Origin of the sequence: Pseudomonas sp. PDM17 (assembly GCF_014851985.1) — a bacterium.
Taxonomy (GTDB): Bacteria; Pseudomonadota; Gammaproteobacteria; order Pseudomonadales; family Pseudomonadaceae; genus Pseudomonas.
Map to the genome: position 1 here is coordinate 329,064 of NZ_JACVAT010000007.1, position 21,320 is coordinate 350,383.

The window sequence follows — 21,320 nt, forward strand, 5'->3', positions numbered from 1 at the left end:
CTGTCATCAGCGGAGAACCCTCCGCTTCGGCAACCACGGAGACTCTCCCATGATCAGCGGCGTGAGCAGCAGCTATGCGAGCTACTACACCAGCTCGCTCGCCCGGACCCAGACCGCCACCAGCACCACCGCGACGCAGAGCGGTAGCACTGGCGGTTCCCAGGGCGCGGCGAAATTCCAGGAAGACCTGTTCAAGTCCATCGACAGCGATGGCGACGGCAGCATCAGCAAGGACGAACTGACCAGCGCGCTGTCCTCCAGCGATGACTCGGACAGCAGCGACATCGACATCGACGCCCTGCTCAGCGAGCTGGACAGCGACAGCAGCGGCGGCATCTCCCAGGACGAACTGGCAGCGGCCATGCCCCCGCCTCCCCCGCCGCCCGGCGACATGGGTGGCATGGGCGGTATGGGCGACTCCGCCGAAGACCTGATCAGCGCGCTGGACAGTGACGGTGACGGCAGCATCAGCAGCGACGAGCTCTCCGCCCTGGGCAGCAGCGACGACGATAGCGCGCGCCTGAGCGAACTGTTCAGCCAGCTCGACGCCGACGGCAGCGGCTCCATCAGCAGCGACGAACTCTCCAGCGCACTGCAGGCCCAACGCCCGGACGGCCCGCCGCCGCCCCCGCCGGCTTCGGCCTCCAGCGGTTCGTCCGACGATTCCGCCAGCAGTGCTTCGGACAGCTCGACGACCACCGCCTCCAGCGCTTCCTCGACCAGCGCCAACACGGGCGCCGCCTACCAGAAGCTGGTGGCCAACCTGCTCAAGCAGTACCAGAGCAGCGAAGTCACCGCCCTCCAGGCGACCAGTGGCAGCCTGGTGAACATCGCCGCCTGATCCGCGTCGATGCCCACCGCCGGAGCGCCCCCCGCTCCGGCGGCCTTCTCTTCTCCCCGCATTGCCAGCCAACACCGAACTGTCCTAATCTTGGCCACCTAAAATTCATCCGATGATTGGATGTTTCCATGCCAAGCCCCATTCAGAAGCGCTCGCTGGTGGACATCGCCCTCGAGCAGATCCACCTGCGTATCGACGACGGCACCTGGCCGCTGGGCCAGCGCCTGCCGCCGGAACCCGAACTGGCCGAGTCCCTCGGTATCAGCCGCAATACCGTGCGCGAAGCAGTGCGCGTGCTGACCTTCTCCGGCGTGCTGGAAGTGCGCCAGGGCGACGGCACCTATGTGCGCGCCCGCGCCAACCCGCTGGACACCATGCTGGTGCTGGCCCGCAGCTCGGTGGAGCAGGCGCTGGAAGCGCGCGGCGTCATCGAAGTGGAAGCCAGCCGACTGGCCGCCGAGCGCCGCACCGAAGCCGACCTCGCTGCCCTGCGCGAAGCGCTGGAGACCTCCGCCGTTCATCACGGCGGTGCGCTGGATGAGTACATCGCCCACGACCTGGCCTTCCACCAGCGCGTGGTGGACAGCGCCCACAACCCGGTGCTCAGCGAGCTGTACCGCTACTTCTCGCAGGTGATCCGCGCCGGCCTGGAGCGCACCATCAGCGACCCGAACCGGCCGCAACCGAGCTTCGAACTGCACCGCGAGCTGGTGGATGCCATCGCCCGTGGCGACGCCGACGCAGCCGCAAAAGCGAACCGCGCGCTGCTGATCTGACTCTGAATGCTTTCATCTGCCTTGCTGCCCTGGAATGCCCACCATGTCCTTGCCCAATGACCCGAAAGACACCGAGCACAAGGTGTCCTGCCCGCCCGAAGAACTGCTGATCGACGCCGAGGACGACGGCGCTAAAGCCGCGCCACGCCCGCAACGCACCTGGCTGTTGCTGCTGGGCCTGGTGCTGGTGGCGATCAACCTGCGCCCGGCGCTTTCCAGCCTTTCGCCGCTGCTCAACACCGTGCGTGACGGCACCGGCCTGTCCGCTGCCGCTGCGGGCCTGCTGACCACCCTGCCGGTGCTCTGCCTGGGCCTGTTCGCACCGCTGGCGCCGATGCTCGCACGACGCCTGGGCGCCGAGCGCACCGTCCTGCTGATCCTCTTCACCCTGGCCGGCGGCATCTTCCTGCGTAGCCTGTTCCCGGTGGCCGGGCTGTTCCTCGGCAGCCTGGTGGCCGGCGCCAGCATCGGCATCATCGGCGTGCTGTTGCCGGGCATCGTCAAGCGCGACTTCCCGCACATCGCCGGGACCATGACCGGCGTCTACACCATGGCGCTGTGCCTGGGCGCCGCTACTGCGGCCGGCTCCACCGTGCCGCTGGCGACTCTGATGGACAATAGCTGGCAACTGGCGCTGGCGTTCTGGGCCATCCCCGCTGTGGTCGCCGCGGCGATCTGGCTGCCGCAGACCCGCCAGATCCACCACGCCCACCGCGCGGTGTACAAGGTGAAAGGCCTGTGGCGCGACCCGCTGGCCTGGCAGGTGACGCTGTACATGGGCCTGCAGTCCTCGCTGGCCTACATCGTCTTCGGCTGGGTGCCGTCGATCCTCATCGACCGTGGCCTGAGCGCGGTGGAGGCCGGGCTGGTGCTCTCCGGCTCGGTAATGGTGCAGCTGTTCAGCGCCCTCGCAGCGCCCTGGCTGGCCACCCGTGGCAAGGACCAGCGCATCGCCGTGGTGATCGTCATGGCCCTGACCCTGGCCGGCCTGCTCGGCCTGCTGTTCGCTCCGCTCTCGGGCATCTGGGGCTGGGCGGTGGTGCTCGGCCTCGGCCAGGGCGGCACCTTCAGCATTGCGCTGGCGCTGATCGTGCTGCGCTCGCCGGACTCCCACATCGCCTCCAACCTCTCCGGCATGGCCCAGGGCGTGGGCTACACCCTGGCAGCCTGCGGGCCGTTCCTGGTCGGTGTGGTGCACGACGCCACCGGCGGCTGGGCAGCGACCGGGGTGATCTTCGTGGTGGTGACGGTAGCGGGGATCGTCTTCGGCCTGGGCGCCGGGCGGGACAAGCTGGTGCAGGTGAAGAGCGAGCACGTCTGACTTCGCAGGATCGTAGGGCGGATAACGCCCCAGGCGTTATCCGCCATGGCGGCGGATAACCCGTTCCGGGTTATTCGCCCTACGCAGAGATCTTGCCTGTAGGAGCGAGCTTGCTCGCGAACAGCGCTTACGATGAACACCGGAGCTGCCGGCTGCCCCCTCTCCCTTCAGGGAGAGGGCCGGGGGGAAGGCAAAAACCCGCTCCGAACCATCAAACCACCGGCGGCGGCGGCGGCCGTTGCGAGCTGGCCACCCAGGCGCTGACCAGGTTGTAGACCACCGCCAGCAGCACCGGGCCGAGGAACAGGCCGATGAAGCCGAAGCTGAGCAAGCCGCCGAGCACGCCCAGCAGCACCACCACCAGCGGCAGGTTGCCGCCGCGGCTGATCAGGTAGGGCTTGAGGATGTTGTCCACGCCGCTGATCACGAAGAAGCCCCAGATCGCCATGAACACCGCGTAGCCGTAGCTCTCCTGGTAGAACAGCCAGATCACGGCCGGGCCCCACACCAGCGGAGGCACCATCAGCAGGCTGCAGACGAAGGTCAGCAGGCCGAGCACCAGCGCCCCCGGCACCCCGGCGATGAGAAAGCCGATAGTGGCCAGCACGGCCTGGGCGGCGGCGGTGCCGATCACGCCGTTGACCACCCGTTGCACGGTGCCGGCGATGATGTCCATGTACTGCTGCGCGGCGGCGCCGATCAGGCGTTCCAGCACGCCATGAGCGAACGCCTGCAGGCGCTGGCCATCGCGGTAGAAGAAGAAGATCAGCACCAGACTCAGCACCAGTTCGAAGATGCCCGCGCCCAGCTTGGCGCTACGCGCCAGGGCCCAGTTACCGACCTCGCCCATGTACGGTTTGAGCGCGGAGAACATCGCCACGCCCTGCTGGTCGGCCTGGTACCACCAGCCGATCAGCCGGTCGCCGATCAGCGGCACCCGCGCCATCCACTCAGGTGGCGGCGGCAGGCCGGACACCTGCAGGTTCTTCACCAGCTCGACGCCTTCGCGCACCCGGTCGACCAGGCCGAAGCCCAGCCACACCAGCGGCAGCGCCACCAGCACGATCCAGCCGATGGTCAGCAAGCCCGCCGCAGAGGCCTGGCGACCGCCCAGCAACTGCGTCAGCAGACGCATCAGCGGCCAACTGGCGAAGGCCAGCACGGCAGCCCAGAACAGCGCCGACCAGAACGGCAGCAGCACCCAGATACTCGCGCCCAGCAGGCCGAGCAACAGCAGGCGCAGCAACAGGCGATCGTTGTCGAACATTGGAATCCCCGGTTGGCTCGAAAGCCCCAGTGTAGGGCGTTTCCGCTCTCAACGTAGGATATTCAGCATGGAGAATCAGTTCAGGGAAGTCAGCGCAGCCAGGTCAGGTGCAGACCGTCACCGTCATCCTTGCCCTGCTCCAGCCGCGCATCGCGTACGCCCTGGGCGGTGAGCGCGGCGCGCCAGTCTCCAGCGTGCTGGCCGGCCAGTTCGACGCGCACGCCGGTGTCCAGGCGCAGGGTGCGCACCAGCAGGTCGAGCCAGGCGCCGCCCGGCTCCTGCGGCACGTGGCTGAGGGTCAGCTCGCCGTTGGCCTTGAGCAGGCGCATCAGGGTCGCCGGGCTGGGCAGCAGTTCGCCGAGGGCGGCGGTGCTGTCCAGCTGTTCGGCATGCAGGTAGGCGCGGCGGTTGCCACGGGTAATGGTGTAGACCGCCAGCAGGCTGTTCTCGTGGGGCGCAGCGAGGCGCACCAGCAGGTAGGCCTGCTGGTCGTCCGGACCGAACAGTTTGGAGTTGCCGAACACCGAGTTGGCCAGCAGGTTGCTGGAGCCGCAGTCACGGCTCTCGCACCAGAACAGCGGCGTAGCGTCGGCTTTGAGCAGGTCCTTGCGCGCGGCGGCGAAGGCGCTCTGGCTGGAATCCTCGTCGGGCAGGCGATAGGTCACGGCAGTCAGGTCGCCGATGGCGCGCACCTCCCCTTCCATGCGCAGGCGCCCGCTGATGCGGCTGATCGAGCCCTGCGGGTAGATGCGTTCCTGGCTGGCGGTCTGGTTGAAGTCGACGATCTCCGAGCGCGGGAAGCGCGGGAGTATTTCCAGGTCGTGGCTGTCAGGCAGGTCGGCAGCGCCGGCGAGGCTGGCGAAACCGAGCAGGCCGCCGGCGAGCAGCGTGCGAAGCAGCCGTGACATCCGGTGCGCGTCGGTCCTGACGAAGTGAGGGTTTTCCGGCCCCTGGCGCGCGGCGGTCTGGATGTCGAGCATGCACAATCTCCCTGAAGCGATCCGTGCAGCGTCGCGGCCGGCCCCGCTTTAGTCAAGCCGCAGGGCGCTACGGGGTGTTTCCCTCAGGCCTGCAGGAAGGGTCGGAAGATCGCCGCGACGGCTTCGGCACCCGCCTCGTCATCCAGGTGCAGGTGGTGCTGGCCGGGCAGCTCATGGACCGCGAAGGGCCTGTCTTTCAGGAGCTCGCGGGTGGCTGGCTCGACCAGCATGAGACCCTGCTGCGCCAGCACGAGGCTGGTCGGGCATTGCACGGAGTGGACGAATTGTCGCGCATGGGCGCGGGTCAGGCGCAGCGGCGACGGCAGGGTCAGGCGTGCATCAGTGCGCCAGGTGTAGCCACCGGGTACCGGCACCAGGCCACGGGAGGCCAGCAACTCCGCCGCTTCTCGGCTGACCGCGCCGACACCTTTCATGCGCGCTTCCACGGCGCGGTCGATGGCTTCGTAGACCGGCTTGCGCTTGTTCGGCAGGGCCAGCTGGGCACGTAACGCTTCGCCGAGTTTCTGCGGCGAGGTGTCCGGCTCGCCGGTGTAGGGTACCAGGCCGTCGATCAGAGCGAGGCGCTCGATACGCTCGGGCATGGCGCCGGCCAACAACACCGAAACGATGGCCCCCATGGAATGCCCAAGCAGGGAGAACCGCTCCCAGCCCATCTGATCGGCCACCATCAGCACGTCCAGCGCGTAGTCCCACAGCAGGTAGCTGGCCCCCGGCGCGCGGTGGCCGGAATGGCCGTGGCCGGCGAAGTCCAGGGCGAGGATGCGCACACCTTCGAGCTTGGGCGCCAGGCGGGCGAAGCTCATGGCGTTGTCCAGCCAGCCGTGCAGGGCGATCACCGGGCGGCCGTCTTCCGGGCCGAAGAGGTGTGCGGCCATCTCGATGTGCGGCAGGTTCAGGCGGATTTCCTGGACTTTGGCGGTCATGGCGATTCCTTAGGCGTTGGCGCGCTGTTGCCAGCGGGCGAAGACGGTCTTGAGCAGCGCGGCGGTGTCCTGCGGGCGCTCCAGCGGGAACATGTGGCCGCCCGGCAGCGACAGGCTCTCGCCCATGGGGATGCGGCCGATCAGGCGGGCATGGTGCGGCAGCACCACGCGGCTGTGGCGGCCGCGCACCATGGTCAGCGGCACGGCCAACTGTTTGGCACGCCCCGGCGCGGTATGCGGCACGTTGCGGTAGATGGAGATCTCGGTGGCCGGATCGAACTTCAGCCGCAGGCCGCGCGCGTCGACCGGCGCCAGCCCGTGGCGCACGTAGGCCTCCAGGCAATCGCGGTCGAAGCGCTTGAACAGCGGCTTACCGGCGAAGTATTCCAGCGCCTCGGCGAAGTCGTCGAAGTCCTCGCGGCGGCCGAGGGTGCGGCCGGCGGGCGTCAGCCGGTCGATGAAGCCGAAGCGCTTGGCGACGCGGATCACCAGTTGGTCCGCCAGCGTCAGCAGCGGCGAATCGAGCATCACCACGCCGCGGTACAGCTCGGGTTTGCGCAGCGCCGCGTGGTAATGCAGCACGCCGCCGAGGGAATGGCCGACGCCCCACACGGGCTCGTCCAGCGCCTCGAGGTGATGCAGCAGCTCTTCCACCAGATTTTCCCAGTTGGCGTTCACCGGGAAGCGCGGGTCATGGCCGTGCATGTCCAGCCGATGGACCCGGTAATCCGGCTCCAGGGCATCGAACAACTTGCCGTAGGTCCCCGAGGGGAAACCGTTGGCGTGGGCGAAGAAGACCGCTTGCGACATGCTGCGTGAACTCAGGGGAATGACAGCCTGAATTTTCCGACAGCACCGGGGGCGCGGCAATGACCCGTGCTCCCGCGAATGACGGCACTACGGCCAAACTCCATGGCGCTCCGGCGGATTTGCCCTGATCCGCCCGCTATCGGCGGATAACCGCGAGCGGTTATGCGCCCTACGGGAACCCCATCGTAGGGCGCATAACTTGGAACAAGTTATCCGCCGATACCCTCAAGCCAAGCGCGTCACACCCAATGCGCCGCGTGATTCACCACGCTGAACAGGATGCCGCCCGCCACCAGCAGGAACACCAGCCCGCAAGCGCCGTCGATCACCGGCACCGCGCGCAGCAGGCGCTGCTGCCACAGCGGTCGGGTGAGGATCACGCTGAGCAGGCTGAACCAGGCGAAGCCGACGACGAACAGCATCACTGCCACCGAGACCTTGCCGGGCGCCGACATGCCCACCGGGATCAGGCTGCTGAGCAGCGCGAGGAAGAACACCAGCGCCTTGGGGTTGAACAGGTTGGTCGCCAGCCCGCGCAGCCAGGGCCCGAGCTTCGATGCGGACAACTCGCCGTCGATGCGCCCTGCCCCGCCCGGCTTGCGCAACGCACGCAGTGCACCGATGCCGAGCCAGCCGAGGTAGGCCGCGCCCACCAGTTGCAGCGCGCTGAACAGCAGCGGCGAGCGGCTGAGCAGCAACGACACGCCGGTCAGCACCAGGGTGCCGTGGACCAGGATGCCGCAGGCCAGCCCGAGGGCGCTGAGCACCCCGGCGCGGCGGCCCTGGTGCAGCGAGGTGCGCACCACCAGCGCGACGTCGGGGCCGGGACTGACCAGGGCGACCGCGAACACGGCGGTGAGCATGAGCAAGACGTGAACCTCCTGCATGGCGGGATTCTCCAGTGGGAAAGAAAACGAGATTGGGTGGCGGATCAGCGCTGGCGTAGTCGCGCGGGCGGCAATCCGTAGGTACGGCGGAACAGGCGGCTGAAGTGCGCCTGGTCATAGAAGCCCAGGCTCAGGGCGATCTCCGACAGCGGCTGGCCCTTGATCACCCGCGGCAGCGCACGTTCCAGGCGCAGCTGGGTGAGCCACTGGTGCGGCGGCAATCCGCACTGGTGGCGGAAGCGGCGCAGCACCTGCCAGGGGCTGAGGTCGCAGAACTCGGCGATCTCTTCCAGGGTCGGCGGGGTTTCCAGGCGCGATTCCAGCCACTCGCGAATACGCGCCCAGGTCACGGCGTCGAAACCCTGCCCCGGTTCGCGGATGCGCAGGCTGGAGGCGCGCTCCAGCAGTGCGGCCAACGCTTGCCAGAGCTGGCCTTCCTGCGCCAGCCGCTCGCCGCCGAGCATCAGGGCGTGTGCGCGTTGCAGCTCGACCTGCAGCAGCGGATCGCGCAGCTGAGCGGCAGTCAGGCGCGGCGCGCCCTGGCGGCCATCGCTGAAGGCGCGGCAGGCGTCGTCCAGCCATTGCGGGTCGATGGACAGCACGCGGATGCGGTAGCCGTCCTCGCCTTCGCTGGAACCGTCGTGGATGCTTTCGGGGCTCATCAGCAGGATGTCGCCATTCCCGGCCAGCGAGCGTTCACCGCGATGGGTGTAGCGCTGGCAGCCGTCCAGCATCAGCCCGACGTGGTAGTCGAGATGAAAGTGCCGGGGAAAGGCAAAACGGCGGTACTCGGCGTCGATGAAACGGACGCCGGGCAGGCCGCTGCTGTGGTGTTCGATGCGTTCCATGGGCCTACTCTACCGGCGCGGGAACGGCGGGTCTTGGACAAAATTGCGAGGGTGCCGGGCGGCGCTGCTCCTACTGACGGATGTAACCACAGTGAGCGCCTTTGCAGGATGGGTGGGGCCTAGGCGATACCCATGCTGCTGGTGCAGGGATCGATGGGTATCGCTTCGCTCCACGCCATCCTACGGCGCAGGCGCAGGCTCAGCGCTCCAGCGGCACCACCGCCATGGTCAGGCGCGAGATGCAGCTCGGCTTGCCGTCATCCCCATGCAGGCGGATTTCCCAGACGTGGGTCGAGCGGCCGATATGCACCGCCTTGGCCACCGCCGTCACCCGCCCGCTGCGCAGGCCGCGCAGGTGGTTGGCGTTCACTTCCAGGCCCACGCAGTAGTACTTGCTGTTGTCCAGGCACAGGTAGCTGGCGGTGGAGCCGACGGTTTCCGCCAGCACCACCGAGGCGCCACCGTGCAGCAGTCCGTAGGGCTGGTGGGTGCGCGAATCCACCACCATGCTGGCGGTCAGCGAGTCGTCGTCGAACGCCTCGAAACGGATGTCGAGCACTTCACCGATGGTGTTCTTCAGGTTCGCATTGAGCTTTTCCAGGTCGGGCGTGGTGCGCCAGGTCATTCCGCATTCCTTCTGTCATTCATGCCATTGCACCGCCTCGCGGCGCTCCGCCCATTCATTGAAGCGCTTGCCGTAGGTCCCTTCCACCACGTTGCGCTTGATCTTCAGGGTCGGCGTGAGGAAGCCGTTGTCCACGGTCCAGACGTCCTTGACCAGCACCAGCCCGGCCAGGCGCTCGTGCTTGTCCAGCGCATCATTCACCTCCGTCAGCAGCTCCTGCAGGCTCTGCTCCAGCTGGCTGCGCGAGCCGTTGGCGGCTTCCTGGCGGCCGACTTCGGAAAGCACGCAGAGGCCCAGCGGGGCGATCAGGCCGTCGCCGACCACGCAGATCTGCTCGATCCGCGAATGCACAGCCAGGCGGTTCTCAATGGGCGCCGGAGCGACGTACTTGCCTTTGGCGGTCTTGAAGATTTCCTTGATGCGGCCGGTCAGGCGCAGGTGGCCTTCGGCGTCCTGCTCGCCCTTGTCGCCGGTGCGCAGGAAGCCGTCTTCGGTGATGGTCTCGGCGGTGCGCTCCGGGTCCTTGAAGTAGCCGACCATGGTCGCGCCGCTGCGTACCTGCACCTCGCCTTCGTCACTGATGCGTACTTCCACGCCGGGGCTGTTGCGGCCAATCCAACCGACCCGCTGCTCACCCGGCCGGCAGACGTGGGAATAACCGCAGTTCTCGGTCATGCCGTAGACCTCGAGCACGTTCAGGCCCAGGCGCTGGTACCAGCCCAGCAGCGCCTCGGGAACCGGCGCAGCCCCGCACAGGGCGAAGCGCACGGCGTCCAGGCCAAGGCCGGCAAGCACTTTGCGGCCCACAAGGCGGCCGACGATGGGCAGGCGCAACAGGCGGTCGAGCTTCTGCGCCGGCATCTGCGCGTAGACGCCCATCTGGAACTTGGTCCAGATGCGCGGCACGCCGAAGAACACCGTGGGCCGCGCGCGGCGCATGTCGGCGACGAAGGTGTCCAGGCTTTCGGCGAAGAAGATCGTCTGCCCGGCGTAGATCGATGCCATCTGCACGAACATGCGCTCGGCCACGTGGCACAGCGGCAGGTAGGACAGCAGGCGGTCCTCCTCGCCGACGCCGAACAGGTCGATGGCATGGCTGGCGGCAAAGGCGAAGTTACCGAAGGTGTGCATTACGCCCTTGGGCGTGCCCGTGGTGCCGGAGGTGTAGATGAGTGTCGCCAGCGTCGCGGCGTCCGGGCGCGGATCGTCGCTGATCGGCGCCTGCTGCTGCAGGTCGTTCCACTGCTGGTCGAAGTGGCCCTGCGGGTGCAGCGGCAGGGCAACAGTGGGCACGCCGTCGGGAATGCCGCCCTCCATCGCCGGCCAGTCGTCCAGCTTGCCGATGAAGGCCACCCGCGCTTCGGAGTGGGTCATCACCTGGCGCACAGAATCGGCGGTTAGATTGGGGTACAGCGGCACCGAGACGTGGCCAGCCATCCAGATGGCGATATCGGCGACGATCCAGTGCGCGCAGTTCTTCGAAATGATCGCCACCCGGCTGCCTTCGGGCAGGTCCAGGCTGCGCAGCCAGGCCGCGGCACGACGGGCCTGCTCGCCCACCTCGCCCCAGGTCAGGGTCTGCACTTCTCCGCCGGTCAGCGGTTGCACCAGGTAGCGTTTGTTCGGGTGGCTCTTCTCGCGCTGATAGAACAGGTCGAGTGGTAATCGGACTGCTTTAACCACGTGCCCCTCCTTTGTTCTTGTTGTCAGAGGTGTAGCTCAGGGATATAGCGATGGATCAACCAAGCACTTGCTTGGTTGAATATTCCACGCAGCGCAGCGGCAGACAAGGCTGGTCGTGTGAACTTTTGTAGGATTTAGCCGAAGGATGGGCTCCAGGCGCTCTGCGACGGGCCTCGCGCGGAAACATCCAGGCACGATTTGCCGGCGCCGGAAATGCAAAAGGCCCCTTGCGGGGCCTTTTCGCGGAGACTTGTCTGCCTCAGGAATGCCGCGGATGGTGCAGCGACACCAGCTCCATCAGCCCCGCCACCGGCACCTCGCCTTCCAGCTCCGCCAGGGTGGCGGTGCTGAACGGCACGGCGTCGCTGCGGCTGCCATGCGCCAGCAGGCCGGCCAGCGCGCCCACCAGCGGCTGATGGGTGACCAGCAGCAGGTTCTGCTCGTTGCGGCCGTCGAGGAAGCGCAGCACGTCCTTCGGATCGTCGTCCGGGGTCAGCCAGGGCGCGGTGCCGACGGCTCCCTCGAAACCCAGCGCCTCGCGGACCAGTTCGGCGGTTTCCTGGGCGCGCACGTAGGGGCTGGCGAGGATGCCGTCCAGCGGCTGGCCGGCGAGCTGGGCAGCACTTTTCAGCACTTCCTTGACGCCGTGTGCCGTCAGCCGGCGCTCGGAGTCGCGGCGGGCCTGGGGTTCGGCTTCACCATGACGGAGCAGCCAGAGCTTCAAAGCTTGGGCTCCTCGTCGCGCACCGGGTGCGGCGCCGGCGGCACATCGTGCGGGGCCTCGCCTTCGGGCGTATGGGCGGTCGGCCAGTCGGCGAACGGCCAGGGCTTCTCTTCGGTCTGGAAGGTGCCGAAGCGGCCGATCTGCGCGAAGTACTGGCTCAGGCTGTCACCGAAGCCCATCAGGCTGCCGCTGGGAGCGCCGTAGATGATGCGGTAGATCAGTTGGATGATCACCACGGCGCCGAGGATCATCTCGGCGACGAACCAGACCAGCGCGAAGACCAGCATCCAGACGACGCGCAGGACCAGGGATTCCTTTTCCTGACGTTGAGCGGACGGATGTTCAGCGGACATGAGCGATACCTCCTCAGAAACCGGTGGTGGGAATGAAATCGACGTCGGTCTTCGGCTCGCCGCTCATCAGCGCGCCGATGACCTGCTCCAGGGTGCGGCCACCGAACAGGATGGCGTTGAGGCCGGCCACCAGTGGCATGTAGACCTGCAGCTCGTCGGCCTTGGCCTTGAGCACCTTGAGGGTGTTCACGCCCTCGGCGGTCTCGCCCATGCGCGCCACGGCGTCTTCCAGGGTCAGGCCTTCGCCCAGGGCGAAACCCACCTGATAGTTACGGCTCTTGGGTGACGAACAGGTGACGATCAAATCGCCCACGCCGGCCAGGCCGAGGAAGGTCATGGGGTTGGCGCCGAGCTGGACGGCGAAGCGGGTCATCTCCGCCAGGGCGCGGGTAATCAGCATGCCCTTGGTGTTCTCTCCCATGCCCAGCGCGGCGGCCATGCCGGCAATAATGGCGTAGACGTTCTTCAGCGCGCCGCCCAGTTCGACGCCGAAGCGGTCGCCGCTGGCGTAGACGCGGAAGGTGCGGCCGTGCAGCGCATCCTGCACCTGGGCGCAGAGGTCTTCGTCCTCGCTGGCGACCACAGTGGCGGTCAGCTCATGCTCGGCGATCTCGCGCGCCAGGTTCGGACCGGAGATTACCGCGATGCGGGATTTCGGCGCGATCTCTTCGAGCACCTGGCTCATCAGCTTGAAGCTCTGCGCCTCGATCCCCTTGGTCAGGCTGACCAGCATCTTGCCCGCCAGCTCCTCGCTTCGGCCGTCGAGCACCTTGCGCAGGGCGCTGGAAGGCACCGCGACGAAGATCATCTCGCACTCTGCCAGAGTCGCGGCGAGGTCCGTGGTCGGCTCCACGCCGTCATGAATGCGCACGCCCTTGAGGTAGTTGGGGTTCTCCCGGCGGGAGCGGATCGCCTCGGCCTGTTCCTCGTCGCGCATCCACTGGCGAACGCGCTGTCCGTTTTCTGCCAGCAGGTTGGCGAAGGCGGTGCCGAAACTGCCACCACCGAGGACGGCGATCGGTTGCTGCTGTGTCATGTCTGTTCCATTGGTGACCGCTTAGGGGCGGCGATTGGGGCATTATAAGGCCGCATCGGCGACCGGCCAGTGCGGATCGCGGGACTGGCAATCAGCGCTGCCTCGTTTAACATCCGTCCTGTGGAAAACGTCTAGCCGTAGACATTGACCGAACCCATAAGAACCGAGAACAAGGTCGTTCCGTGCATCGTCCCGTCCGCGCTCCCCTGCCGCTTTCCCTGCTTGCCGCCTTGCTGGCAGGCGAGGCCGTGGCGGGCGACCTGTTCGTGGACAGTCTCGACGTCCCTGAAGTTCTGACTGCAACGCGGCTCAAACAATCCCCCGCCGAAGTCCCTGGCAGCATGACGGTGCTCGACCGCGACCTGATCAAGGCATCCGGCGCCCGTGACATTCCCGAACTGATGCGCCTGGTGCCGGGCATGATGGTTGGCTACCTGTCGGGCAACCAGGCGACGGTGAACTACCACGGCACCAACGTCACCGAGGCGCGGCGCCTGCAGGTACTGGTGGACGGCCGCTCCGTGTACCGCCCAGGCCTGGCCACGGTGGACTGGAGCGACATCCCGGTGGCCATCGAGGACATCGACCGCATCGAGGTCTTCCGCGGCCCCAACGCCGTGAGCTACGGCGCCAATGCGCTGATGGGTGTGATCAACATCCTCACCCGCCACCCGGCCGACAGCCAGGGCACGCGACTGAAGTACACCGCCGGGCAGAACGGCGTGCGCGACTGGTACGCCAGCCAGGGCATCCATGACCGCTCCGGCGACTACCGGCTGTCACTCTCCGGGCAGGAAGACGACGGCTTCGACCACGACCAGTTTGGCCGCGACTACCGCGACGGCCGCCGCCTGAGTCGCTTCAACCTGACTGCCAGCCACAACCTCGACCTGCGCAACAGCCTGGACTGGCAGCTTGCGGCGAAGGAAGGCAGCAACCAGCGCCCCTACGACTACGAGCCGATCTTCGGCAACATCGCCGCCGGCGACGACAACTCCGACCTGACCGCGCGCGACTACGCCGGCTCCCTGCGCTGGACCTTCGACATCAACCCCGAGCACAGCCTTTACGTACAGGGTTATGCCGAACACTGGGAGCGCCTGCAGGACTTCGGCGCCTGCGAGGCACAGATCGCCTTCAGCCCGCAGCTCGCGCAGCTGTGGGATATGAATCCGAAGTACGTGCAGAACTTCGCCGACACCTTGCCGCGCATTCCCCGCGGCACCGCGCAGGAGCAGGCACTGGCCCGGCAGGTGGTCCAGCAACTGGCGGCCGGTGCCTACCTGCCGGTCTGCGGGCAGGTGAACCAGAACATCCGCGAAACCCGCTACGACCTCGAAGTCCAGGACACGCTGAGCCTCGCCGACGGCGTGCGGCTGGTCAGCGGCATGAGCTACCGCCACGACCAGGCCACCTCGGAAACCTACTTCGACGGCACGGTGAACAACGACATCTGGCGCCTGTTCAGTCAGCTGGAGTGGCACCTGACGCCGCACTGGCTGCTACAGGGCGGCGCAATGGTGGAGGACGACCAGCTCTCCGGCAGCTCGGTCAGCCCGCGCCTCGCCCTCAACTACCTGATCACCCCGCGCCACAGCCTGCGCGCGGTGTACTCCGAAGCGGTGCGCTCGCCGGACATGTACGAGAACGACGTGAACTGGAGCTACCGGGTGCGCAACCTCTCGGCGCCAGTCTACGGCCAGTCCAGCGCCTACTACTTCGCCCGCGCCCACGGTCCCGGCGATCTCGACCAGGAGCGCATGCGCTCGCGGGAAATCGGCTACAACGGCCAGTTCGACGAACTCGGGCTCGCGGTCGACATCAAAGCCTACTACGACGAAATCCACGGGCTGATCAGCGATCCCTTGAAGGTCTCCGACTTCGAACCGACCAACGACAACGACATCCGCTTCAGTGGCACGGAAGCCCAACTCGACTGGCGGCTGACGCGGCAGGACCGCGTGCGCCTGACCTACGCCTACGTCGACTACGACGCCAGCAGCCGCTACGACCAGCGCCTTACCGCGCGCAACAGCGGCTCGGCCGGCTGGATGCGCGACTGGGGGCGCGGCTGGTCGAGTTCGGTCTTCTACTACGGCGACGATGCACTGAACGAGCACCGCTTCGAGCGCGTCGACCTGCGCGTGGCCAAGCGCATTCCCCTGGGCCGTGCGGCGCTGGAACTGGCCGGCGTGCTGCAGCAGCGCCTGGACGACGAGCCGCTGACCTGGCCGGAAAACCGCTACGACAGCCGCCACCTGCTCTACTTCAGCGCCGAGGTGGACTTCTAGCATGTCTGCCCGCCGCTCATGGACGAGCCCCGGCCCCCTACTCAGCGCCCTGCTCCTCGGGCTGGCCTGCCTGTTCGTACTGCCGGCCCAGGCCCGTGACATCCTGCTGGTCAGCACCGAACAGAGCCAGGCCCTGCAGGACTTCGCCGAGGCCCTGGCGCAACGCCGCCCGCACGACCAGGTGCGCCTGGAATCCCCGGAGAACCTGCCGCCCGCCACCAGTCTCGATGGCGAAACCCGCCTGCTGCTGCTCGGCAGCGGCGCGCTGAACTGGCGCCTGGCCAGTGACGATGCACCGCCGGCGCTGACCCTGCTGGTCAGCCGTGTCGAGGCCCGGCAAGTGCTGGGCGAGCGCGAGCCGCCACACCTGAGCCTGCTATGGAGCGACCCGCCACCGGCACGCCAGCTGCAACTGGCGCTGCAACTCAGCCCACGTCCGCAACGCATTGGCGTGCTGATCGGCCCCAGCAGCGAGTTCCTCCTGGAAGAGCTTCAGCGCAGCGCGGATCAACTCGGCGTCGAACTGGTCAGCGAGCTGCAAACCCGCACCGAAGACAGCCGCCCGCTGCGAGAACTGCTCGGTCGCAGTGACCTGTTGCTCGGGTTGGACGACAAACAGCTTTATAACGCACAGACCATCAAGGGCATCCTCCTCAGCGCCTACGCCGAGAACCGGGCGCTGATCGGCCCCACCGCTGCCTTCGTCAAGGCCGGCAGCCTGGCCAGCACCTACAGCGACCAGAGCGACTGGCTGGAGACCCTCGACACCCTGCTCGACGAGCCGGCGGAGCAATGGCCCCGCAGCCTCTACCCCGAACGCTTCAAGGTGCAGAGCAACCGCCAGGTGGCGCGCTCGCTCGGCATCGACCTGCAAGGCGACGCGGAACTTGCGCGGCGCCTTGCCGAAGGAGAGAAACCATGAGCTCCCGCAAGAGCTGGAACATCCAGACGCGCATGCTGGCCATCAGCCTCGGCCCGGCGCTGCTGCTCACCGTCCTGCTGACCGCCTACTTCACGTATTCGCGTCTGCAGGACCTGCGCCTGGAGTCCAACCACACCGGCCAACTGATCGCCAACCAACTTGCCCCGGCGGCGGAATACGGAGTGATCTCCGGCAACCTGCCGGTGCTGCAGAGCCTGCTGCGGGCGACCTTGAGCACCGCCCACGTGCGCTTCATCGAAGTGCGCGATCGCGGCGATAACATCCTCGTCTACGTCGAGCACGCCGCCGATCCCGCGCAGGCGAGCACCAAGGTGGAAATCTTCCACGCCTCGATCCAGCGCGAGAACATCGCCCTCGACGGCAGCGACCTGGCCAGCTCCAACGACATGCTGCCGACCGCCGCACCGCCCAGCGGGGATTACCTCGGCCGCGTGGTAGTCGGGATGGCCAGCGACGCCTTCAGCGAACGGCAACAGGAGATCCTCCTCAAGGCCAGCCTGCTTGCGCTGTTCGCGCTGATCCTCACCTACCTGCTGGCGCGTCGCCTCGCCCGCCGCCTGGCCGCACCGATCCGCACCATGGGCCGCGCGGTGCAGGCGATCCAGACCGGCGACTACCACACCACCCTGCCGGTGCCGGATGACGGCGAAGTCGGCGACCTCGCCCGGCACATCAACAACCTGGCCCGTGGCCTGCAGCAAGCCAGCCTGGAACAGGAACGCAGCATCGCCCAACTGGTGGCGGCGCGGGAGGAGGCCGAAGAGGCCAACCGCGCCAAGTCCGATTTCCTTGCGATGATGAGCCACGAGCTGCGCACCCCGATGAACGGCGTGCTGGGCATGCTGCAGCTGCTGGAAACCACCGAGCTGAACCAGGAGCAGGCCGAGTACAGCGCGCTGGCCACCGAATCCACCGAGCACCTGCTCAAGGTGATCAACGACATCCTCGACTTCTCCCGCGTCGAGCGCGGCGCACTGGAACTGGAGCGCATCCCGTTCAACCTGCTGGAGCTGATCCAGAGCTCGATCCAGGTCTTCCAGCACAGCGCCCAGCAACGCGGCCTGGAACTGGCAATGAACGTGCAGGACGGCCTCGACAACCTCGAGGTGCAGGGCGACCCGACGCGCATCCGGCAGATCCTGGTCAACCTGCTGGGCAACGCCCTGAAGTTCACCGAGGAAGGCGGCGTGCGCCTGGAAGCCACCTGGCAGGCGCTGGACGACGAAGTGCTGTGGCTCAGCTGCTCGGTGCAGGACAGCGGCATCGGCATCTCCCGCGAGCGCCTGGAGCACATGTTCGAGGCCTTCCAGCAGGCCGACTCGTCGACCTCGCGGCGCTACGGCGGCACGGGGCTGGGGCTGTCAATTGCACGCACCCTGGCCGAACGGATGGGCGGCACCCTGGGTGCGGTCAGCGAAGAAGGGTGCGGCTCGACCTTCACTCTGGAGATTCCCCTGCCCTTCCGGGAGCGTCAGAGTGCCGCAGACGACGGGACGAACGGCGGCGACGCGCTTGCCACTGGTCAGTCCGTGCTGCTGGTGGAGGACAACCCGGTGAATCAAACGGTCATAGAAGCTATGTTGCGCAGCCTGGGTTATCGCGTCACGCTGGTGGGTGACGGCGCCCAGGCAGTGCGTACCTCGGAGCGCAGCGAGTTCGCGGCGATCCTGATGGATTGCCGCCTGCCGGTGCTCAACGGCTACGAAGCCACCCGGCAGATTCGTGCGAAACCGGGTGGCGAACAGGTACCGATCATCGCCCTCACCGCCAACGCGCTGCAGGGCGACCGCGAGGCTTGCCTTGAAGCAGGTATGAACGACTACCTCGCCAAGCCGTTCAAACGCGCGGAGCTGCAGCGGATTCTGCAGCGCTGGGTTGCTCCAGGTCGTTGATCGACGGAGCGCTTGCCCGCAAACTGCGGACCGGCCCGGGGCCTGCGTCCCGACGGGGAAACCTGGCATCGGCGAAAAGTGAACAAGCGTTCGCCGATTGCTGTGACTTTCACTTAAAGGCAATAGTCTATGACTAGGCTGCCGCATGACACCGTGACAAGAACAACGGAACGCGGCGCCGCAGGCACAAGCCAAACAACGCCTGCTATCCAGGATTTTTGAGGAGCTCGCATGACCAAACAAAACGCCTTCACCCGAGAAGACCTGCTGCGCTGCAGCCGCGGCGAGCTCTTCGGCCCGGGTAATGCGCAACTGCCCGCCCCGAACATGCTGATGATCGACCGCATCACCCACATCAGTGATGTCGGCGGCAAGTATGGCAAGGGCGAACTGGTCGCCGAGCTGGATATCAACCCGGACCTGTGGTTCTTCGCCTGCCACTTCGAGGGCGACCCTGTCATGCCGGGCTGCCTCGGCCTCGATGCCATGTGGCAGCTGGTAGGTTTCCACCTCGGCTGGCAGGGCAACCCCGGCCGCGGCCGCGCCCTGGGTTCGGGCGAAGTGAAGTTCTTCGGCCAGGTCCTGCCGACCGCCAAGAAAGTCACCTACAACATTCACATCAAGCGTACGATCAATCGTTCGCTGATCCTGGCCATCGCCGACGGCACCGTCAGCGTCGATGGCCGCGAAATCTACAGCGCCGAAGGCCTCCGCGTCGGCCTGTTCACTTCCACTGACAGCTTCTAAGGGTATCCGCATGCGTCGCGTCGTGATCACCGGTCTGGGCATCGTTTCCTGCCTGGGCAATGACAAAGACACCGTCTCCGCCAACCTGCGTGCAGGCCGTGCTGGCATCCGCCACAACCCCAGCTACGCCGAGATGGGCCTGCGCAGCCACGTTTCCGGTTCGGTCAACCTGAACCTGGAAGAGCTGATTGACCGCAAGGTCTTCCGCTTCATGGGCGACGCCGCCGCTTATGCCTACCTGGCAATGGAACAGGCGATCAAGGACTCCGGCCTCACCCCCGAGCAGATCTCCAACCCGCGCACCGGCCTGATCGCCGGCTCCGGCGGTGCTTCCACCCTGAACCAGATGGAAGCCATCGACACCCTGCGCGAGAAAGGCGTCAAGCGCATCGGCCCATACCGCGTCACCCGCACCATGGGCAGCACCGTTTCCGCGTGCCTGGCCACTCCCTTCCAGATCAAGGGCGTGAACTACTCCATTTCCTCGGCCTGCGCCACCAGCGCGCATTGCATCGGCCAGGCCATGGAGCAAATCCAGTTGGGCAAGCAGGACGTCGTCTTCGCTGGCGGCGGCGAGGAAGAACACTGGAGCCAGAGCTGCCTGTTCGACGCCATGGGCGCCCTCTCCACCCAGTACAACGACACCCCGGAAAAGGCCTCCCGCGCCTACGACGCCAAGCGTGACGGTTTCGTCATCGCCGGCGGCGGCGGCATGGTCGTGGTCGAAGAGCTGGAACACGCCCTCAAGCGTGGCGCCAAGATCTACGCCGAAATCGTTGGCTACGGTGCGACTTCCGATGGCTACGACATGGTTGCCCCGAGCGGCGAAGGCGCCATCCGCTGCATGCAGCAGGCCCTGTCGACCGTGGATACCCCGATCGACTACCTGAACACCCACGGCACCTCCACCCCGGTCGGCGACGTCGCTGAAATCCGCGGCGTGCGTGCAGTGTTCGGCGACAAGGCCCCGGCCATCAGCTCCACCAAGAGCCTGTCCGGCCACTCCCTGGGCGCCGCTGGCGTTCACGAAGCGATCTACTGCCTGCTGATGATGGAAGGCAACTTCATCGCCGGCTCGGCAAACATCGACGAACTGGACCCGGAAGTCGCTGACCTGCCGATCCTGCGCGAGACCCGCGAAAACGCGAAGATCGACACCGTCATGAGCAACAGCTTCGGCTTCGGCGGCACCAACGCCACCCTGGTCCTGAAACGCCACAACGGCTGATCGGTGATCCAAACAGGAAAGGCGCCCCAGGGCGCCTTTTTTGTTTCCTGCGATTCCGCCCTACCCTCGCGCTGCCAATCCCGTCAGGATGAGCGGAGTAGATAGCAGGAAGCGTGCAGATGGATGTTCTGATCAGACAGGCCCACAACGGCGACGCCAAGGCAATCAGCCAGGTCATCGTCGCGGCCGTCAGGGAAAGCAACGGCCAGGACTACCCGGCGAGCGTCATCGAATCGGTGGTGGCGAACTTCACGCCTGAACGGGTGATTGAGCTGCTGCAGCAACGCCTGGTGTTCGTCGCATTACTGGATGACGAAATCGTCGGCACTGGCGCCCTGGATGGCCATACCGTGCGTAGCCTCTTCATCGCACCACAGCAGCAGCGCAAGGGCATCGGCAAGGCGCTGATGCGGCGAGTCGAGAAAACCTCCCTACAGCGCGGGATAGAAGTTCTGCTGGTCCCCTCGTCCCTCACCGCCGAAAGCTTCTACGCCCGCCTCGGCTATCGCCTGCTGCGCGAACAACTCCACGGCGAAGAGCGCACCCTCATCATGAACAAGCCCCTCACTCCCCTGTAGGAGCGGGCCATGCCCGCGAACCGCGTCCCTCACGGACCTCCGGCAAACACCGGTCGTAGGGCGGATAACGCCTCAAGCGTTATCCGCCATCGCAACGAATAACCTGTCTCGGGTTACTCGCCCTGTATAGGGCTCCCGCATTGGCTTTTTCCGCCCCAAAAACAAAACCCCCGACCAGCTCTCGCTGATCAGGGGCTTTGGAATTAGAAGCTTGACGATGACCTACTCTCACATGGAGAAACTCCACACTACCATCGGCGATGCATCGTTTCACTACTGAGTTCGGGATGGGATCAGGTGGTTCCAATGCTCTATGGTCGTCAAGCAATTCGGTTGGATGCTCGCCTTGGCGCTCATCCGAATTTGGGTTGCTTACACTAATAAGCAAAACCCCCGGCCAGCGATGCTGACCAGGGGTCTTGGGATAGGAGCTTGACGATGACCTACTCTCACATGGAGAAACTCCACACTACCATCGGCGATGCGTCGTTTCACTACTGAGTTCGGGATGGGATCAGGTGGTTCCAACGCTCTATGGTCGTCAAG

At 66.4% G+C, this 21,320-nt stretch carries 20 protein-coding genes and 2 rRNA genes; 9 read left to right on the forward strand and 13 right to left on the reverse strand.

The window, feature by feature from the left end:
- Positions 1-49: 49 nt before the first annotated feature.
- From xopAW to IB256_RS25065, 3 genes are all read left to right on the forward strand, one after another.
- Positions 50-841 carry a XopAW family type III secretion system calcium-binding effector gene (xopAW, locus tag IB256_RS25055; protein ID WP_192404495.1) on the forward strand — a complete coding sequence of 264 codons (792 nt, stop codon included), beginning with the start codon at positions 50-52 and terminating at the stop codon, positions 839-841.
- A gap of 128 nt (positions 842-969) precedes the next feature.
- Entirely contained in the window at positions 970-1,617 is a 648-nt protein-coding gene (locus IB256_RS25060) for a FadR/GntR family transcriptional regulator (RefSeq protein WP_192295345.1), read from the forward strand.
- A gap of 43 nt (positions 1,618-1,660) precedes the next feature.
- Positions 1,661-2,938, forward strand: a complete 1,278-nt coding sequence (locus tag IB256_RS25065; RefSeq protein WP_192404497.1) for a CynX/NimT family MFS transporter — start codon at positions 1,661-1,663, stop codon at positions 2,936-2,938.
- A 211-nt stretch (positions 2,939-3,149) separates the two neighbouring features.
- Here the strand turns inward: IB256_RS25065 and IB256_RS25070 are convergent, their stop codons facing one another.
- From IB256_RS25070 to IB256_RS25120, 11 genes are all read right to left on the reverse strand, one after another.
- A complete protein-coding gene (locus IB256_RS25070) occupies positions 3,150-4,205 on the reverse strand; it encodes an AI-2E family transporter (protein ID WP_192295343.1) in 1,056 nt (351 codons plus the stop codon).
- Positions 4,206-4,294: 89 nt separating this feature from the next.
- Positions 4,295-5,185: a DUF4892 domain-containing protein gene (locus IB256_RS25075; RefSeq protein WP_405307727.1), complete on the reverse strand. Its 891-nt coding sequence runs from the start codon at positions 5,183-5,185 to the stop codon at positions 4,295-4,297.
- A gap of 83 nt (positions 5,186-5,268) precedes the next feature.
- A complete protein-coding gene (locus IB256_RS25080; protein WP_192404499.1) occupies positions 5,269-6,129 on the reverse strand; it encodes an alpha/beta fold hydrolase in 861 nt (286 codons plus the stop codon).
- A gap of 9 nt (positions 6,130-6,138) precedes the next feature.
- Positions 6,139-6,939, reverse strand: coding sequence for an alpha/beta fold hydrolase (locus tag IB256_RS25085; protein ID WP_138216440.1), 801 nt, complete (start codon positions 6,937-6,939; stop codon positions 6,139-6,141).
- Between the two features lie 239 nt (positions 6,940-7,178).
- Positions 7,179-7,826 carry a LysE family translocator gene (locus IB256_RS25090; RefSeq protein WP_138216441.1) on the reverse strand — a complete coding sequence of 216 codons (648 nt, stop codon included), beginning with the start codon at positions 7,824-7,826 and terminating at the stop codon, positions 7,179-7,181.
- Between the two features lie 44 nt (positions 7,827-7,870).
- Positions 7,871-8,674, reverse strand: coding sequence for an AraC family transcriptional regulator (locus IB256_RS25095; RefSeq protein ID WP_192404501.1), 804 nt, complete (start codon positions 8,672-8,674; stop codon positions 7,871-7,873).
- Positions 8,675-8,873: 199 nt separating this feature from the next.
- Positions 8,874-9,299, reverse strand: a complete 426-nt coding sequence (locus IB256_RS25100; protein ID WP_081519161.1) for a hotdog fold thioesterase — start codon at positions 9,297-9,299, stop codon at positions 8,874-8,876.
- A gap of 15 nt (positions 9,300-9,314) precedes the next feature.
- Positions 9,315-10,982, reverse strand: a complete 1,668-nt coding sequence (locus IB256_RS25105; RefSeq protein ID WP_192404503.1) for an AMP-binding protein — start codon at positions 10,980-10,982, stop codon at positions 9,315-9,317.
- 259 nt (positions 10,983-11,241) lie between these two features.
- Positions 11,242-11,706, reverse strand: coding sequence for a phosphohistidine phosphatase SixA (gene sixA / locus IB256_RS25110; protein WP_192404505.1), 465 nt, complete (start codon positions 11,704-11,706; stop codon positions 11,242-11,244).
- The gene (locus tag IB256_RS25115; RefSeq protein WP_138216445.1) at positions 11,703-12,059 is read right to left on the reverse strand and encodes a DUF4389 domain-containing protein; all 357 of its coding nucleotides are present in this window, start codon (positions 12,057-12,059) and stop codon (positions 11,703-11,705) included. The genes sixA and IB256_RS25115 overlap by 4 nt, the downstream gene beginning before the upstream one ends.
- Positions 12,060-12,072: 13 nt before the next feature.
- Positions 12,073-13,095: an NAD(P)H-dependent glycerol-3-phosphate dehydrogenase gene (locus IB256_RS25120; protein WP_192295338.1), complete on the reverse strand. Its 1,023-nt coding sequence runs from the start codon at positions 13,093-13,095 to the stop codon at positions 12,073-12,075.
- A 182-nt stretch (positions 13,096-13,277) separates the two neighbouring features.
- On the opposite strand from IB256_RS25120, the gene IB256_RS25125 reads away from it, so the two are divergent.
- From IB256_RS25125 to IB256_RS25150, 6 genes are all read left to right on the forward strand, one after another.
- Positions 13,278-15,386: a TonB-dependent receptor plug domain-containing protein gene (locus tag IB256_RS25125; RefSeq protein WP_318652563.1), complete on the forward strand. Its 2,109-nt coding sequence runs from the start codon at positions 13,278-13,280 to the stop codon at positions 15,384-15,386.
- 1 nt (position 15,387) lies between these two features.
- Positions 15,388-16,308 carry an ABC transporter substrate-binding protein gene (locus IB256_RS25130; RefSeq protein ID WP_192295337.1) on the forward strand — a complete coding sequence of 307 codons (921 nt, stop codon included), beginning with the start codon at positions 15,388-15,390 and terminating at the stop codon, positions 16,306-16,308.
- Positions 16,305-18,221, forward strand: a complete 1,917-nt coding sequence (locus IB256_RS25135) for an ATP-binding protein (RefSeq protein ID WP_192404507.1) — start codon at positions 16,305-16,307, stop codon at positions 18,219-18,221. Before IB256_RS25130 ends, IB256_RS25135 begins: the two co-directional genes overlap by 4 nt.
- A 231-nt stretch (positions 18,222-18,452) precedes the next feature.
- Positions 18,453-18,968: a 3-hydroxyacyl-[acyl-carrier-protein] dehydratase FabA gene (fabA, locus tag IB256_RS25140; RefSeq protein WP_017517389.1), complete on the forward strand. Its 516-nt coding sequence runs from the start codon at positions 18,453-18,455 to the stop codon at positions 18,966-18,968.
- A gap of 10 nt (positions 18,969-18,978) precedes the next feature.
- Positions 18,979-20,196, forward strand: a complete 1,218-nt coding sequence (gene fabB / locus IB256_RS25145; protein ID WP_045208787.1) for a beta-ketoacyl-ACP synthase I — start codon at positions 18,979-18,981, stop codon at positions 20,194-20,196.
- 119 nt (positions 20,197-20,315) lie between these two features.
- The gene (locus IB256_RS25150; protein ID WP_192404510.1) at positions 20,316-20,774 is read left to right on the forward strand and encodes a GNAT family N-acetyltransferase; all 459 of its coding nucleotides are present in this window, start codon (positions 20,316-20,318) and stop codon (positions 20,772-20,774) included.
- Positions 20,775-20,983: 209 nt separating this feature from the next.
- Here IB256_RS25150 and rrf (IB256_RS25155) read toward each other — a convergent pair.
- Positions 20,984-21,099, reverse strand: a 5S ribosomal RNA gene (gene rrf / locus IB256_RS25155).
- A 105-nt stretch (positions 21,100-21,204) separates the two neighbouring features.
- Positions 21,205-21,320, reverse strand: a 5S ribosomal RNA gene (gene rrf / locus IB256_RS25160).